The organism is Duganella sp. 3397 (genome assembly GCF_031456625.1).
Classification (GTDB): domain Bacteria; phylum Pseudomonadota; class Gammaproteobacteria; order Burkholderiales; family Burkholderiaceae_D; genus Rugamonas; species Rugamonas phyllosphaerae.
The window spans coordinates 58,768-74,147 of sequence record NZ_JAVDVB010000012.1 but is presented as its reverse complement, the minus strand read 5'-3'; the positions used below and the strand labels follow the sequence as shown (position 1 = coordinate 74,147).

The following is a 15,380-nucleotide window of genomic DNA, read 5'->3' as shown; positions in this document are numbered from 1 at the left end:
ACCATGCGAGCGATTCCTCCCCGTCATATTGTTGTGTTCCTGTGCCTGCTGGGCGTGAGCCTGGCGCTGGCCGTTGCCAGCGCGGCCGCGTTCGGCTGCTTGCCGCTGGGCGACTTTCGCGGTGTGCTGGTGTTGCTGGCGGGCGTGGTGCTGCTGTACCTGTATGCCTTTGCGCTCTACCGCCTGTTTCTAAGGGTCATGCCGCTGCGCGAAGGCGACGTGGCGCCAGGCTCGCCGCATGAGCTGGTGGCCAACGTCAACATGCTGTTCTACCTGCTGCTGTTCAACTCTCTTGTGCGTTCGCACGTGGTGCCGGTGCCGTTGATGCGGCTGGTGTACCTGGCGCTGGGCGCGCGGCTGGGCGCCAATACCTACAGCGCGGGCGCCCTGCTCGATCCGCCACTCACGCGCATCGGCAGCAACACCGTCATCGGCCACGACGCCGTGATCTTCGCCCACGTGATCGAAGGCGAACGGCTCGAACTGAAGGCGGTCGTGATCGGCGACACCGTCACCATCGGCGCCACGGCGGTCATCATGGCGGGCGTGCAGATCGGCGACCGGGCCATCGTCTCGGCCGGCGCGGTCGTAACCAAGGATACCCGCATCGGTGCCGGCGAGGTATGGGGCGGGGTACCGGCGCGACGCCTGAAAGCTGCGCCTGCTGCACCGGTTGAACCGTGACGGAATTTTTTACACTTCACTTCGCTTTGCACGGCCGCCTGCGCGCAAGTGCCTGATTCCAAAGCGATCGCCAAACCTGGCAAGGCTTTTGCTCTACAGCTGGCATGGCCCCGATTTCCGGGCGCCACCTACCCTGGGAGCAACCATGAAAACATGCAAAACCGCGCTGGCCGCCGCAACGATCGCGGCAGCGCTGGCCGCCCCGCTCACCGCCAGCGCCGGCCCCGTGGTCGGGCTCGACACGACCGGTACCGGCAACTACAGCACCTATGCCGACCTGTGGACCAATGTCACCGACACCGGCCTGGCCACCGGCTTCATTCCCGGCCTTAACGTCGGCGGTCCCAATGGCGCCCAGCCTTACCTGACCGAACTGCGTTCGCAGATGGTGATTGGCACCATGTCCAACAGCAATGTCCCGGCCCTGGTCACCCCTGCCGGCCTTAACCAGACCTTCGAGATCAGCAAGGTCGTGCGCTTCCAGGAGCTAGTTGATTTCCAGACCCCCACCACCGCGCACTTCACCCTGCCGCCATCGCAGTCGGCCGCCATGGACGTCGATCCGCTGCGCGCCGGCGTGCAAAACCTGGCCATCTATTTCGACCAGATCACACCCGGCGCCGGCAGCAGCACCGCCGTGCCCGGCAATGGCAACAACACCGTGGCCTGCTATGGCACCGGCTCCACCTCGGCCGGCTGCGGCACGTCGCCAGGCGACACGGACGGCGACGGCATCATCATCCTGTCGGGCCACCTGGTCTTCAACGACGCCAGCTTTACGGCCACCAACGGCGTGGGCACCGGCTCGTTCGACGCCCGCTTCGTGATCGATTACGTCGATGCCAACTACCTCGACATCGTGACCGGCTCGATCTTCCAGGACAAGACCACCGGCACCACCAACGTACCGTCGTTCTTCACGCCCACCATGATGTGGGACGGCACCACGCCCACCACGGTGCCATTCCTGAAAGTGGATTCGTCGCAATCGTTTGCCGCGCAAGCAGTGCCCGAACCGGCCACGCTGGCCATCATGGCCCTGGGCTTTGCCGGACTGGCGCTGGCCCGCCGTAAATCGGGCGCCAGCGATGCGAAGATGGCCGGTGGCGCCGGCCTGTGCCCTGCGTAATGTCATAAATTGCCAGTTTTCACGCCGTGCCAGCGGCTGCTTTTGGCGGATCGGGTGCCAGCCCGCTCCGCCTTTTTTATGGCGCTGCTTGTTCTGCTGTCCGCAACCGGTCCAGCAACAGCGCCAGTTGCCGGCCGGCGTCGTAGCCGGCAAAGTGTCCCGCCAGCCGCAGCGCCGCCGCCCGCGAGGCGGGCCGGGTCTGGTCCAGCAGCGCCAGCGCCGCATCGCGCACCGCCGCCTCGGTCAGGCGGTCGGAGCGCAACAGGCGGCCGGCGCCGCAGCCCACCACCCCCGCCATGTTCAGGTACTGGTCGAGATTGCCGGCAATGCCCAGCACCGGCACACCTGCCACCAGCGCCTGCTGGCAGGTGGGACTGCCGCCGTTGCACACCACCAGTTGCGCGCGCCGCGCCGCCGCCGCGCCCGGCAGGTAAGGCGCCACCCGCGCATTGGCCGGTACCACGCTGGGGCTGGCGCCGCCAGCGGTGGCGGCGATCACCGTCACCGGCAGCGCGGCCAGCGCCTGCAACACGCGTGGCAACACCTGGCCGGCGCCAGAGCTGCCCAGCGTGACATACACGACCGGCTTGGCGCCATCAAGTTCGTGCCACCAGGCGGGTAGCGGCGTGGGCGGCGACCAGGTGACCGCGCCCATGTAGGCGTGCGTGTCCGGCAACGCGGTCGCGGGAAACATTTGCGGAATATCGGCATACAGCACGTGGTCGGCATCGGTGTACACGCGGCGCAGGTCGGGCCCCAGCGCCGGCATGCCATGCGCGCGCCGCACGCGGTTGAGCGGCATGCTGTGCAAGGCGAACGCCAGCGGGCGCGCCAGCCGGAACAGGTGGTCGGCCAGCGCGATGGGCAGCACGCGCGCGAGCGGCAACGCCGGCACCCGGTAGCGCTGGCGCACGTACGGGCTCCAGTAGGCGTTGATCAGGCCGATGTACGGAATGCCGGCCAGGCGCGCGCTGACCGACAGCGACAGGCGAAAGTCGCCCACCACCACGTGCGGCCGCACCGCGTTCAGCACGCGCAAATCGTCCGCCACGTACTGTTGCAAAGTGGCCGCATCGTAGACCGGTTTGCCTGCCGCCAGCGCCGCCAGAAAACGCTCGCTGGAAATGCTGTGCAAGCGCAAGGGTTCGATATTGCTGCCCTTGAAAAACATGTCATAGCCGGGCGCGCACGCCACGTCCACCGCATAGCGGCCAGGGTCCAGCGCTTGCGCCAGCGCCAGCGGGCGGCCCACGTGCGCCAGGGTGACGGCCTCGGCCATGAACAGGATTTTTTGTCGTTCCATCGTCATCAGCTTGCGTTGCCTTTGCTAGTGTTGTTTGAGATAGCGCAAACGTGCCCTGTTTAGATATAGATCAATATCGCCCCGACCTCAAGCCTATATTTTTCCTACTGGCACTAGTGATGAGCCCGCCCGTGCCGACGATTTCGGCGTCCACCGTTGGAGGGTTCCACCGCAATGTCCAGCCACGAACGTTCTGGCCTCAGCCAGCGACTGACCATCCTTTCCATGCTCTCGACCGGCAGCGCGCTGCTGCTTGTGTTGTTCACGTTTACCGCCACCTCGGTGCTGCACGGCCAGGAAAACGAGCGCGACCGCCTGACCACGCTGGCGGCGGTGCTCGGCGCTGCTGGCGAGAGCGTGCTCAAGCGCGCCAACGGCCAGCAGCTCGCCTGGCAACTGCAGGCGCTCGGCCATGATCGCGAGTTGCTGCAAGCAGCCGTGTACGACCGCGACGGCGCGCTGCTGGCGCGCTACGGTTCACCGCGTTTGCGGCCGGGCCAGGCCGCGCCGGATGTGCTGCCAGCCGACGGCGTCGGCAGCAGCATTAGTGGCAGCAGCGCGCTGTGGCAGCCGGTCAATCGGGTGGTCCGGCCGATCCTGGTCCGGGGTGAGCCGGGCGGCGTGCTCATGCTCGAGCGCAGCGCCTTGCCAGTATGGTTCGAGATCCTGAAAAGCCTGGGTGCCGCCTGCGTTGCGGCCCTGCTCGCCTTCATGACGGCGCTGCTGGTTGCCGCCCGTTCGCGTGGCAGCGTGACGGAACCGGTGGCGCGCCTGATCGCGGCCGCGCAGTTGGTCAGCCGCGGCCAGCCTACCGAACGCATCCTGCACCAGCGCGGCGACGACCTCGGTGCGCTGATCGACAGCTTCAACGACATGCTGGCCCAGGTGGAGGCGCGCGACGGCGCCCTGGCCCAGTACCGCGACCAGCTCGAACGCCAGGTGGGCGTGCGCACCGAGCAGCTGGAAAAAGCCAAGAACGCGGCCGAGGCCGCCAGCCAGGCGAAGAGCGCCTTCCTGGCCACCATGAGCCACGAGATCCGCACCCCGATGAACGGCGTGCTGGGCATGACAGAGCTGCTGCTGGCCACGCGCCTGTCGGAACAGCAGCGCCACTACACCAGCATGGTCAAGCGCTCGGGCGAGCACCTGCTGGTGATCATCAACGACATCCTCGACTTTTCCAAGATCGAAGCCGGCAAGCTCACGGTCGAATACATCCAGTTCAATTTCCGCGACCTGCTGGCCGATATCGACCACGTGTTTTCGCCCCAGGCCCAGGCCAAGGGCCTGCGGCTGGAACTGAACGTGGCCTGCGACATCCCGGTCGCCATCAGCGGCGACCCCAACCGGCTGCGCCAGGTGATCTTCAACTTGCTGGGCAACGCTGTCAAATTTACCGACAGCGGCGAGATCACGGTCAAGGTGGTGGTGGCGGCCGAGGACGCCCAGCGCGTGACCTTGCGCTTCGAAGTGCACGACACCGGCATTGGCGTGTCCAACGAGGCGCGCGGGCGCATCTTCGACTCGTTCTCGCAGGCCGATGGCTCGACCACGCGCAAGCATGGCGGCACCGGCCTGGGCCTGGCGATCTCGAAGCAGCTGGTGGAGTTAATGGGAGGAACGATAGGCGTCGATCATGCTTTAACGCAAGGATCGATCTTCTGGTTCGCCGTACATTTCGACAAGCCGCGCGTCGATACCGACGATCCCATCCATACCTCCCACGGAATCCGCACCTTGATCGTCGATGACAATCCCACCAGCAGAAGCGAGCTGGAACGCCTGCTGGCGACCTGGCGCGTCCCTGCCGCCACGGCCACCGCTACCGAGTCCGTGCCTTTCCTGCGCCAGGCGGCAGCCGCCGGCCTGCCCTATCACATCGTGCTGCTCGACATGGCGCTGCCGCGCACCAGCGGCCTGGCGCTGGCGGCGGCGATTCACGCCGAACCGGACCTGGCGGGCCTGCGCATCCTGCTGCTGAGCACGGAGCGCGACGCCGCCGACAGCATCCAGCAACGCGCCGCCGGGGTCGCTTTTCAGTTGATCAAGCCGCCGCGCGAATGCGATTTGCACTACTGCCTGTTCAGCCGCGCCGGCGCCGCACCGGCGGCGCTGCGCTTTCCCGGCCACGGCGCTCCGGCCCATGGGCCCGCCAACCTGTCCGCGATGCTGTCGCCACAACCTGCCGTGACACCGGCCGTGGCGCCGGCCGCGCCGCCGGTGACCGCGCTCAGCACCGGCAGCCCGCCGGCCCGCGCGCGCCGCGGCCGCAAGGTCTTGCTGGCCGAAGACAACCCGGTCAACGTCGAAGTGGCCAGCGCCATGCTCGAGAGCCTGGGCCTGGACGTGAGCCGCGCCTGCAATGGCCAGGAGGCGCTGCACAGCCTGCAATCGGGCGACTTCGACCTGGTGCTGATGGATTGCCAGATGCCGGTCATGGACGGCTTTGCCGCGACCACCGAAATCCGCCGCCGCGAACAACAGCTGGGCCGCGCGCGCAGCCTGCCGATCATCGCCATCACCGCCAACGCCCTGCAGGGCGACCGCGAAGCGTGCCTGGCGGCCGGCATGGATGACTACCTGAGCAAGCCCTTCACCCAGCAGGCGCTGGGCCAGACCATCGCCCGCTGGATCAGTCTGCCGCGCGTTGCCCCGGGTCTGCTGGCGGTGCAGGATGCCGACGCTGCGCCACTGCCGCCCCCGCCGGCGCAGGCGGCACCGGTCCTGGCGCCGGCCCCGGTCAGCATTACCGGCGACAACATGATCAACACCCAGGCGCTGGCCAATATCCGCGCGCTCAGCGCCAGCAACGGCGCGGCCCTGCTCGAACGCGTGCTGCACGCCTACCTGGCCGACACCCCGCCGCACCTGCAGGCGCTGCACACGGCGATTGAAGACGGCAACACCGACCAGTTGCGCAAAACCGCGCACACCCTCAAAAGCAGCAGCGCCAACGTCGGCGCGCTGGCCTTGTCGCAGCGCTGCAAGGACATGGAACAACTGGGCCGCAACAACACCACCACCGGCGCCGCCGAGCTGCTGGCGGACATGGAAAGCTCGTTCCAGGCCGTGCGGCAGGCATTGGGCGCTTTGCTGGAAAAGGAAACCTGATGATGGCAACTCCCCCACCCCGTACACGCGGCCTGGTCCTGGTGGCCGACGACGATCCCGTGATGCGCCTGTTGATGCTGGAAATGCTGTCCCAGGTCGGCCTGGACGCGGTGGAAGCCGTCGATGGCGTGCAGGCGCTGGCGCGCTACCAGGAATTGGCGCCCGACCTGGTGCTGCTCGACGTGGAAATGCCCGGCATGGATGGCTTTACGGTCTGCCGCGAAATGCGCCGCCTGGAAACCCACCCGGTCGCACCCATCATCATGGTCACCGGCGGCGACGAACTCGAATCGGTCACCCGCGCTTACGAAGCGGGCGCCACCGATTTCGTCTCGAAGCCGATCAACTGGCCCATCCTCGGCCACCGCGTGCTGTACGTGCTGCGCGCGTCCGATGCGATTACCCGCCTGCGCATCGCCGACGCCCAGCACCGCGCGGTGCTGGCCGCCATTCCCGATACCTTCTTTCGCATGAACAAGGACGGCTACTACCTCGACTACGAACAGGGCCACGAAGCCAGCGACGTGTTTTCCAGCGACCTGTGCGTGGGCCGGCACCTGAACGACGTGCTGCCGCCCGAGATCGCCCGGCGCATGCTGGACAAGGTGCGCGCCGTGCTCGAGACTCAGCGTATCAGCTCGCTCGACTACGAGCTGCCGGTCACCGGCGGCGCGGCGCCGCTGCGGGCGCGCCACGGCGAACATGCGGTGGCGCCGCCGGTGCGCCACTTCGAGGCGCGGCTGGTAGCCACCGGTCCCAGCGAAGTGCTGGGCCTGGTGCGCGACATCAGCGAACGCAAGCGCACCGAAGAGCAGATCCGCCGCCTGGCCTACTGCGACAGTCTGACCGGCATTCCCAATCGCCAGGCCTTCCTGGAAACCCTGGAAGCCGAACTGGTACGTTCGCGCAAGGGCAACAAGAAATTCGCGGTGCTGTTCATGGACCTCGACGCCTTCAAGCGCATCAACGACACGCTGGGCCACGACGTTGGCGACCACCTGCTGATGGCGGTGTCGGAACGGCTGCGCGAGACCACCCGGCCCAGCGACCTGGTCTCGCGCACCGAGGTGGGCATCAGCAACCTGGCGCGCCTGGGCGGCGACGAGTTCACCATCCTGATACCGGACCTCGAGCGCGTGGAAAACGCCCTCAACGTGGCGCACCGGGTGAAGGAAGCGATGCGGCGGCCGTTCCAGCTCGACGACCATGAAATTTTCGTCACCGCCAGCATCGGCATTTCGCTGTACCCGGAAGACGGCGAGGACTGCAACTCGCTGCTCAAGTTCGCCGACACGGCGATGTACCACGCCAAGAGCTGCGGCAAGAACAACGCCAAGCTCTACAGCTCGTCGCTGACGATGCAGATCATGAGCCACGTGCAGCTGGAAGTGGGCTTGCGCAAGGCGCTGCAAAACGACGAGCTGTACCTGCTGTACCAGCCGCAGATCGCCGTGGCCAGCACCCGCATCGTCGGCGTGGAAGCGCTGGTGCGCTGGCGCCATCCCGAACGCGGCATCATCTCGCCCACCGAGTTCATCCCGCTGGCCGAGGAAACCGGCCTGATCGTGCCGATCGGCGAATGGGTGTTGCGCACCGCGTGCCGCCAGGCCATGGACTGGCAAGCCCTGGGCCAGCGTCCGCTGCGGGTGGCGGTCAACCTGTCGGCCAAGCAGTTCAAGGACGAGAACCTGACCCAGATCGTGCTCTCGGCGCTGCACGATACCGGCCTGCCCGCTCACCTGCTGGAACTGGAACTGACCGAAGGCACGCTGATGGACGACGCCCGCGCCACCATGGTCACGCTCGAGCAGTTGCGCGGCATCGGCGTGTACCTGTCGATCGACGACTTCGGCACCGGCTACTCGTCGATGAACTATTTAAAGCGCTTCAACGTCCGCGCGTTAAAAATCGACAAGAGTTTCATCAGCGGTCTGCCGCAGGATTCCGAAAACGCCGCCATCACGCGCGCCATCATCGCCATGGCGCACGGCCTCAAGCTGGCGGTGGTGGCCGAGGGCGTGGAAACCGGCGAACAGCTGGTGCTGCTGGAGGAATATGGCTGCGACCTGGCCCAGGGCTACCACCTGGGGCGGCCGTCGCCGCCAGAAATCATCGCGCAGATGCTGGGCGATGGCGCGGCGGCGGCGATTGCCGCCTCGTGAGCACAGAGCCTTGACCGGGCTCGCCGGTGACCATCATCGCGACAATTGGTTCCGCGCCGCGCATTGATTGAGCACAGAAGGCAGCGTGCGCCAGCGCATAAGATGGCTTGATCATGTCTGCCAACCCCGCCGCCAGCTTCACCACCGACTTCGCCACCGCGCTGATCGAACGCCACCGTTTCGAGGAAGCGTTCGTATTCTGGCACGCGCGCCACGCCGACGATGCGCCGGGGGCCCTGGCAGCGCTGGCCGCGTTGTCGCGCGAAGCCGCGCGTGGGCGCCAGCATCAGCTGGCGGCCAGCTACCACGCCATGCACACGGCGCTGCGCCGTGGCAGCCGCTGGTACCCCGGCATGCTGGCAGAGCGCCTGCTGGCGCTCCACGACGTTGCCGTGACCAGCCACCGGCTGCGCCACGATGCCGCCCAGCTGGCCTATTTGCACCAGCTGGGCGTGCTGGGCGACGCTTTTCCACCGATAATCGCGCGCTATCGCCGGCTGGCCGCGCGGCTCGAAACTCGCTTCGAAAACCGCCAGTTCACCCGCCACGCCCCCGCCCGGCCCGACCGCCGTGCACTGCTGAGCACCGACGAGCAGGACGCCATCGACGAGGCCTACGACCGCATCATCCACCTGCGCCCCACGCCGTGCGTGGCGCAGCCGTTTTCCAGCCACGCCTTGGCGGCCGCACGGCGCTCACAGCCGGCGCACGGCATCACCGTCATCGACGATTTTTTATCGGAACAGGCGCTGGACGAGCTGTGGCGGTTCTGCGTGCAATCGACGATCTGGTTCGCCGAACAAGGCCATGGCCGGCTGGGCGCCAGCTACGACCACGGCTTCAATTGCCCGCTGCTGGTGCAGGTGGCGCAGGGCGTGTTCGACGATGGACGGCAGTTATTGAACATCCGGGCGGGCAAGCATCCGCCGCGCCTGCCGGGCGAGTCGCTGCACGGCGCGGTGGAAGGATACAAGGTGCAGCTCTGGCTCACGCCCGATACGGCCAACCTCGAGCCGGCTGGCGGCGGCATGGTGGTGCGCGACCAGGATGGCCGCACCCGCCACATCCCCTACCGGCGAAACCGCGCGGTGCTGTTCGACGCCCGGCTGGCGCACGGCGCGGCCAGTTGCCATTTCCGCGACGACCATGCCAGCGCGCGCATCGAGGTGGCGCTGTTGTACGCCTCAAAATAGACTAAAAATTAAAACTAAAGCACGCCATCCTCACGCATGGCGGCGATCTCGGCGTCGCCGTAGCCGAGCGCGCGCAGCACTTCGTCGTTGTGCTGGCCCAGGGTGGGGCCGATCCACTGCGTGCGGCCCGGCGTGGCCGACAGCTTGGGAGAAATCGCCGGCAGCTTGATCGGCGTGCCGTCGGCAAACTGGTGCTGCTCGAACATCTCGCGCGCGAGAAATTGCGGGTCGGTCATCATGTCGCGCACCGAGTAGATTTTGCCGGCCGGTACGTCTGCTGCCTGCAGCACGGCCAGCGCGCTGTCGATGTCGTGTCCGTCGCACCAGGCCTGGATGGCGGCGTCGATTTCCTCGGTACGTTGCACCCGGCCATCGTTGCGCGCCAGCTGGGCGTCGCCGGCCAGGTCGATGCGGCCCATGGCCAGCATCAGGCGCTTGAAAATCGCGTCGCCATTGCCGGCAATGACGATGTTTTCGCCATCGCGGGTGGTGTAGGTGTTCGAGGGCACGATGCCGGGCAAGGCGCCACCGGTGCGCTCGCGCACCACGCCGGCATGGTCGAACTCCGGCACCAGCGACTCCATCAGGTTGAACACCGATTCGTACAGCGCCACGTCCACCATCTGGCCTTCGCCCTTGAGCTTGCCGCCGGTGGTATCGCGGTGGCGTAGCGCCATCATGGCGCCGATCACGCCGTGCAGGGCCGCCACCGAGTCGCCGATCGACACGCCCACCCGCACCGGCGGGCGGTCGGCATGGCCGCTCACGTAGCGCAAGCCGCCCATCGATTCACCGATGGCGCCAAAGCCAGGCAAGTCCTTCATCGGGCCGGTCTGGCCAAAGCCCGACAGCCGCACCATGATGGTAGCGGGATTAATCGCCTTCAGTTGCTCGTAGCCGAGCTCCCATTTTTCCAGCACGCCCGGGCGGTAGTTTTCGACGATGATGTCGGCTTCCAACGCCAACTGGCGCGCAATGGTCCGGCCGCGCGCGTGTTTCATGTTCAGGGTCAGCGATTTTTTATTGCGCGCCTGCACCGACCACCACAGCGATGTACCGTCCTTGAGCACGCGCCACTTGCGGATCGGGTCGCCATCGCCGGGCGCTTCGATCTTGATCACCTCGGCGCCGAACTCGGCCAGCATGCGCCCACAAAAAGGGCCCGCGATCAGCGTGCCCAGTTCCAGTACCTTGATGCCTGCCAGCGGCAATGCCGTGGCGGCGGCTTGCTTGTCGCCCAAGTTGTCGCTCATGTCGTCCTTCGGTCCAGCATGGCGCGGGCGATGGTGCCGGCGTCCACGTATTCGAGTTCACCACCCATCGGCACGCCGCGCGCCAGCCGGCTCACCTGCAAACCGCGCGCCTTGAGCATTTCGCTGATGTAGTGGGCGGTAGCTTCGCCTTCGTTGGTGAAATTGGTGGCCAGCACCACTTCGGTGACCAGGCCGTCCGCCGCGCGGGCGATCAGCTTTTCCAGGTGGATGTCCTTGGGGCCGATGCCGTCGAGCGGCGAGAGCCGGCCCATCAGCACGAAGTACAGGCCTTTATAGGTCAGCGTCTGCTCGATCATCAGCTGGTCGGCCGGCGTTTCCACCACGCACAGCAGGCGGCGGTCGCGGGCGTCGTCCAGGCACAGGTCGCAGACGTCTTCTTCGGTAAAGGTGTTACACAGCGCGCAGTGATGCACGGCGTTGACCGCCTGGTGCAATGCTCGCGAGAGCATGTCCGCGCCTTCGCGGTCGTGCTGCAGCAGATGGAAGGCCATCCGCTGCGCCGACTTCGGCCCCACGCCGGGCAAACGGCGCAGCGCTTCGGTCAGAAATTCCAGCGACTTGGACATGCAGATACTTGCTTAGAAAGGCATCTTGAAGCCGGCTGGCAGGCCGGGGATGTTCATGCCGGCGGTCATGCCGCTCATTTTTTCGGCCGAAGTGGCTTCTGCCTTGCGCACGGCGTCGTTGAAGGCGGCAGCGACCAGGTCTTCCAGCATGTCCTTGTCATCGGCCAGTAGCGACGGATCGATGGAGACGCGCTTGACGTCGTTTTTGCAGGTCATTACGACCTTGACCAGGCCGGCGCCCGACTGGCCTTCGACTTCGATCTGGGCCAGTTCGTCCTGGGCCTTTTTCATATTGTCCTGCATGGCCTGGGCTTGCTTCATCAAGCCTGCGATTTGGTTCTTCATCATGATAGGTCTCTCCGTGTTGAAATAATAAGGGGTGGTCAGGCTGCAGCTGGCGTAGCCTGGGAGTTTTGAGGCTGCGGCGGCACGATGGAGCCGGGTACCACCCAGGCATCGAACTCGGTCAGCATGCGGTTGACCAGCGGGTCGTTGGCGATGATCTCTTCGGCAGCGCGCTGGCAGGCGGCGCGGAACGCTTGCGCCTCGGCGCTGGCCGTGTACCAGACCGGGCCCAGCTCGGTATCGACGCGCACTGCGCGGCCAAACCGTTCGGACAGCGCCGCAGTCAGTTTGTCGACGTTGCCCGGCGTGCGCCAGGTTTCGATCGGCACGCGCAGGTTGAACACGACGGCATTGCCATCGGTGCTGCAAGTGATCAGTTCGGCCTGCATGGCCAGTTGCTGCGCCACGCCGCGCAGCGGCAAGGCGGCAGCCACGGCCGGCCAGTTGCCGTCCCAGTCCAGCGCCGGCACCGGCGTGACCACGTAGGCATATGGCGCCTTGGCCGGTCCGGGCGCGGCGCGCGCCGGCATGACGATTTGCTGCTCGTCGGCATAGCCGGCGTGCGCCGCTTGCGCCGATTGCGCCGCTGGTGCTGGTGCTGGTGACGAGGTGGCATAGGACGACGTTGGCGGCGCCATCGGCGAGGACAGCGGCGCCATCGGTGACGACTGCGGTGCGGCGATCGCGCTGTCATCGGAAAACTCGGTCACCCACGACGGCATGTCGTCGTCGCTGGCCTGCTCTTCATGGTACTGCTGCGCTGGTGGCGCCATCACGGGCGCGGCTGACTGGGCTACCTGGCGCGCCGGTGCTTCCAGCACGGCGGCGCCGCCGGCAGCGGCCGGCATGTCTTCCCACGGCGCCGGGCGCGCGGCGGTGCTGGCGACCGGCGCACCGTGGCCGGCGCCCGCAGCCGGATGGGCAGTAGCTGGCGCGGCCATGGCATTGCGGTGCGGCGCAGGCGCAGGTACGGCCGGCGGGGCGGACACCGCTGCCGCTGCAGCGGCGGATGCACCTGAGGGAGCCGCTGCGGCAGCGGGCTGCGCCAGCGAACGGCTGCCAGGTGGGCGCGAGGCTGCCCGCGCCGCTTCCAGCGCGGCGTTGATCGCTGCCCGCGCCGGGCTGACCGGGGCGGCGGGCGCGGTCGCAGCGGCGGCGGGCGCCATGGCGCTGGCAGCAGGGGCCGGGGTCGAAGACGGAGCCGGGGCTGGCACAGGCGCGGGTGCAGCCATGGCTGGCGCCGGCGCCCGCACCGGCAGCGACGCCGAGGCCTGGACAGGTGCCGAAGCCGGGACAGGCACCGACGGCGGCGCCTCGCCGCGCGCCATGGCAGCGGCGCCCGCAATCACCGCCTGCGGCGTCACGCTGGCGTGGCTGGCCTGGATATTGGCGGCGGCCCGCGCTGGCGGCGCAGCAGAAGCCCCCGCACCGGCCGCAGCACGCGCAGCAGCCACCCCGGCCGGGCGCGACAGCGCTGGGGCAGCCGCCGGCTGCCCCTCGGCGCCGCCTACGCCGGGCCGAAAGGCCAGCATGCGCAGCAAGGTCATCGAAAAGCCCGCGTATTCGTCGGGCGCCAGGCCCAGTTCGTTACGGCCGTGCACCGCGATCTGGTAGTACAGCTGCACTTCCTCGGCCTCGAACAGGCCGGCCAGGCGCACGATGTCGGCGTACTCGGGCAAGTCGTCGGGCAAGGCCGCCGGCACGGTCTGCGCCAGCGCGATACGGTGCAACAAGGTGCCCAGGTCTTGCAGCGCACCGTTGTACGACAGGCTGCGGGTAGCCATTTCGTCGGCCACCGCCAGCAAGTCGGTGCCGTCCTGTTTGGCCAGCGCGTCGAGCAGGCGAACCAGGTAGGACTGGTCGAGCGCACCGAGCATGCCCTGCACCGCGTCGAGCGTCACTTCCCCGGCCGCGTAGGCAATCGCCTGGTCGGTCAGCGAGAGCGCGTCGCGCATCGAACCGTGGGCGCCGGCAGCCAGCAAGCGCAAGGCCGGTTGCTCGAAGGTGATGCCTTCCTGGCCCAGGATGTTTTCCAGGTGACTGATGATATGGCCGGGCGGCATCTGCTTGAGGTTGAACTGCAGGCAGCGCGACAGCACCGTGACCGGGATTTTCTGCGGGTCAGTGGTGGCCAGGATGAATTTCACGTGCTCGGGCGGCTCTTCCAGCGTCTTGAGCATGGAATTGAACGCGTGGTTGGTGAGCATGTGCACCTCGTCGATCATATAGACCTTGAAGCGCGCATTGCTCGGCGCATAGACCGCTTGCTCCAGCAACTGCGCCATCTCGTCCACGCCGCGATTCGATGCCGCATCCATCTCGATGTAGTCGACAAAGCGGCCGGCGTCGATCGCCGTGCACGCCTCGCACACGCCGCACGGGGTGGCGGTGATGCCGCCGTTGCCGTCCGGGCCGATGCAATTGAGCGACTTGGCCAGGATGCGCGAGAGCGTGGTCTTGCCGACGCCCCGGGTACCGGTGAACAGGTAGGCGTGGTGCAGGCGGCCGCTGTGCAGCGCATGCGTGAGCGCGCGCACGACGTGCTCCTGGCCGACGAGCGTTTCGAAGTTCTTGGGACGGTATTTACGGGCGAGGACTTGATAGGACATACTAAGATTTTACCGTAGATAGCGGTTACTAAGCGCGAAGCGGCAATTGTAGCAACTCGGGGCCAGATTAGATACGGCGCGCGGCCGGCCAGCGGCCCACCCGTACCCACCCGTGCCCCCCTCGCAGGCTGCCCATTCTCGCTTACAATTGTCCTTTCGCCCCATCCAGACACCCATGAAGAAATTTGCCCTGCTGTCCCTGCTGGCCTTGTCGGCCATCGCCCTGCCCTCGCACGCTGCCGAGCGCGAGTGGGCCAACTACAAATCGATGGTCGAAGGCCTGCGCATCGACCGCTTCTACGCGGTACCGGCCGCCGAGCGCGACAAGATCAAGCTCTATATTAGTGTGCGGCCGGTCAACAAGGACATCAAGCCGCAGGACGTGGTGCTGGTCGTGGTCAGCGGCGCCGAGCGCCAGCCCCTGCCGCCGCTCACGCCCGATTACCGGCTCGACTTCGGCGCGCCCAATCCGCGCTGGATGGACGGCGCCACCCGCATCGTCACCACCATGGCGGACGGCGAGAAATCGGCGATCGGCTACGAAGGCCTGGTGGTGCTGCCGGCCGGCCTGCAATGGAACTACGCCACCATCATGGGCAGCGTGGGCCAGATGAACAATGCGATCAAGAATATGGCCGGCGCCATGCGCTGGTTCGCGCCCAGCGTGGACGTGGTGGTGTTCAAGTTTGCCAAACCGGCCACGCTGAAGGTGGGCGCCACCGAGTACAAGACCAATGCCAGGAATATGATCATCCTGAAGCCGGACGCGGCGCTGATGAAGGCCAACCCGTTGATGGTGGTGTCGGAGCGGCCGCTGGAGGCGGAATTGCGCGACGAGTAAACCTGCGCCGAATGATGGGTATAAAAAAAGCTGCCCGAGGGCAGCTTTTTTAGCAATGAGGAGGCGAGCCTGATCTGCGGCACTTATGGTTAACGGCCGTGGCTGCTTCGTTCCCGACCTGACCAGGTTAGCCATGCCACAATGCGCAGGGGCCCGCCAGCGC

The 15,380-nt window shown here is 66.9% G+C and carries 11 protein-coding genes and 1 other RNA gene; 6 read left to right on the top strand and 6 right to left on the bottom strand.

Translation table 11 applies throughout. The features are described 5' to 3' along the window. The first annotated feature begins 3 nt into the window (after positions 1-3). Together J2X54_RS25305 and J2X54_RS25300 are read left to right on the top strand one after the other, a co-directional pair. Positions 4-684, top strand: coding sequence for an acyltransferase (locus tag J2X54_RS25305; protein WP_310184581.1), 681 nt, complete (start codon positions 4-6; stop codon positions 682-684). Between the two features lie 145 nt (positions 685-829). Continuing rightward, complete coding sequence (locus J2X54_RS25300; RefSeq protein ID WP_070247062.1) at positions 830-1,813, top strand: PEP-CTERM sorting domain-containing protein; 984 nt, start codon at positions 830-832, stop codon at positions 1,811-1,813. A gap of 76 nt (positions 1,814-1,889) precedes the next feature. Here the strand turns inward: J2X54_RS25300 and J2X54_RS25295 are convergent, their stop codons facing one another. Further along, entirely contained in the window at positions 1,890-3,116 is a 1,227-nt protein-coding gene (locus J2X54_RS25295) for a glycosyltransferase (protein ID WP_310184579.1), read from the bottom strand. Positions 3,117-3,290: 174 nt separating this feature from the next. On the opposite strand from J2X54_RS25295, the gene J2X54_RS25290 reads away from it, so the two are divergent. The 3 genes from J2X54_RS25290 (at position 3,291) to J2X54_RS25280 (ending at position 9,582) form a co-directional block, all read left to right on the top strand. Further along, complete coding sequence (locus J2X54_RS25290; protein ID WP_310184577.1) at positions 3,291-6,227, top strand: response regulator; 2,937 nt, start codon at positions 3,291-3,293, stop codon at positions 6,225-6,227. Between the two features lie 2 nt (positions 6,228-6,229). After that, positions 6,230-8,389, top strand: a complete 2,160-nt coding sequence (locus J2X54_RS25285; protein WP_310184632.1) for an EAL domain-containing protein — start codon at positions 6,230-6,232, stop codon at positions 8,387-8,389. 113 nt (positions 8,390-8,502) lie between these two features. After that, positions 8,503-9,582, top strand: coding sequence for a hypothetical protein (locus J2X54_RS25280; RefSeq protein ID WP_310184575.1), 1,080 nt, complete (start codon positions 8,503-8,505; stop codon positions 9,580-9,582). 14 nt (positions 9,583-9,596) lie between these two features. On the opposite strand, the gene J2X54_RS25275 is transcribed toward J2X54_RS25280, so the two are convergent. The 4 genes from J2X54_RS25275 to dnaX are packed head-to-tail and all read right to left on the bottom strand — an operon-like array spanning position 9,597 to position 14,376. Further along, positions 9,597-10,835: a CaiB/BaiF CoA-transferase family protein gene (locus J2X54_RS25275; RefSeq protein ID WP_310184574.1), complete on the bottom strand. Its 1,239-nt coding sequence runs from the start codon at positions 10,833-10,835 to the stop codon at positions 9,597-9,599. After that, positions 10,832-11,422, bottom strand: a complete 591-nt coding sequence (gene recR / locus J2X54_RS25270) for a recombination mediator RecR (RefSeq protein ID WP_070245892.1) — start codon at positions 11,420-11,422, stop codon at positions 10,832-10,834. The genes J2X54_RS25275 and recR overlap by 4 nt, the downstream gene beginning before the upstream one ends. Before the next feature lie 12 nt (positions 11,423-11,434). After that, positions 11,435-11,770 carry a YbaB/EbfC family nucleoid-associated protein gene (locus J2X54_RS25265; RefSeq protein ID WP_070245891.1) on the bottom strand — a complete coding sequence of 112 codons (336 nt, stop codon included), beginning with the start codon at positions 11,768-11,770 and terminating at the stop codon, positions 11,435-11,437. Between the two features lie 35 nt (positions 11,771-11,805). Next, positions 11,806-14,376, bottom strand: a complete 2,571-nt coding sequence (gene dnaX, locus J2X54_RS25260; RefSeq protein ID WP_310184571.1) for a DNA polymerase III subunit gamma/tau — start codon at positions 14,374-14,376, stop codon at positions 11,806-11,808. A 175-nt stretch (positions 14,377-14,551) separates the two neighbouring features. On the opposite strand from dnaX, the gene J2X54_RS25255 reads away from it, so the two are divergent. Next, positions 14,552-15,217, top strand: a complete 666-nt coding sequence (locus J2X54_RS25255) for a hypothetical protein (protein ID WP_070251666.1) — start codon at positions 14,552-14,554, stop codon at positions 15,215-15,217. Between the two features lie 59 nt (positions 15,218-15,276). On the opposite strand, the gene ffs is transcribed toward J2X54_RS25255, so the two are convergent. After that, positions 15,277-15,375, bottom strand: an RNA gene (gene ffs, locus J2X54_RS25250) — signal recognition particle sRNA small type. Between the last annotated feature and the right edge of the window lie 5 nt (positions 15,376-15,380).

What these genes read in the sequence shown, in the direction of transcription:
- J2X54_RS25305 (WP_310184581.1), top strand. Translation starts at nt 4, where the DNA reads ATGCGAGCGATTCCTCCCCGTCATATTGTTGTGTTCCTGTGCCTGCTG.
- J2X54_RS25285 (WP_310184632.1), top strand. Translation starts at nt 6,230, where the DNA reads ATGGCAACTCCCCCACCCCGTACACGCGGCCTGGTCCTGGTGGCCGAC.
- J2X54_RS25290 (WP_310184577.1), top strand. Translation starts at nt 3,291, where the DNA reads ATGTCCAGCCACGAACGTTCTGGCCTCAGCCAGCGACTGACCATCCTT.
- J2X54_RS25275 (WP_310184574.1), bottom strand. Translation starts at nt 10,835, where the DNA reads ATGAGCGACAACTTGGGCGACAAGCAAGCCGCCGCCACGGCATTGCCG.
- J2X54_RS25255 (WP_070251666.1), top strand. Translation starts at nt 14,552, where the DNA reads ATGAAGAAATTTGCCCTGCTGTCCCTGCTGGCCTTGTCGGCCATCGCC.
- J2X54_RS25295 (WP_310184579.1), bottom strand. Translation starts at nt 3,116, where the DNA reads ATGGAACGACAAAAAATCCTGTTCATGGCCGAGGCCGTCACCCTGGCG.
- J2X54_RS25265 (WP_070245891.1), bottom strand. Translation starts at nt 11,770, where the DNA reads ATGATGAAGAACCAAATCGCAGGCTTGATGAAGCAAGCCCAGGCCATG.
- dnaX (WP_310184571.1), bottom strand. Translation starts at nt 14,376, where the DNA reads ATGTCCTATCAAGTCCTCGCCCGTAAATACCGTCCCAAGAACTTCGAA.
- recR (WP_070245892.1), bottom strand. Translation starts at nt 11,422, where the DNA reads ATGTCCAAGTCGCTGGAATTTCTGACCGAAGCGCTGCGCCGTTTGCCC.
- J2X54_RS25300 (WP_070247062.1), top strand. Translation starts at nt 830, where the DNA reads ATGAAAACATGCAAAACCGCGCTGGCCGCCGCAACGATCGCGGCAGCG.
- J2X54_RS25280 (WP_310184575.1), top strand. Translation starts at nt 8,503, where the DNA reads ATGTCTGCCAACCCCGCCGCCAGCTTCACCACCGACTTCGCCACCGCG.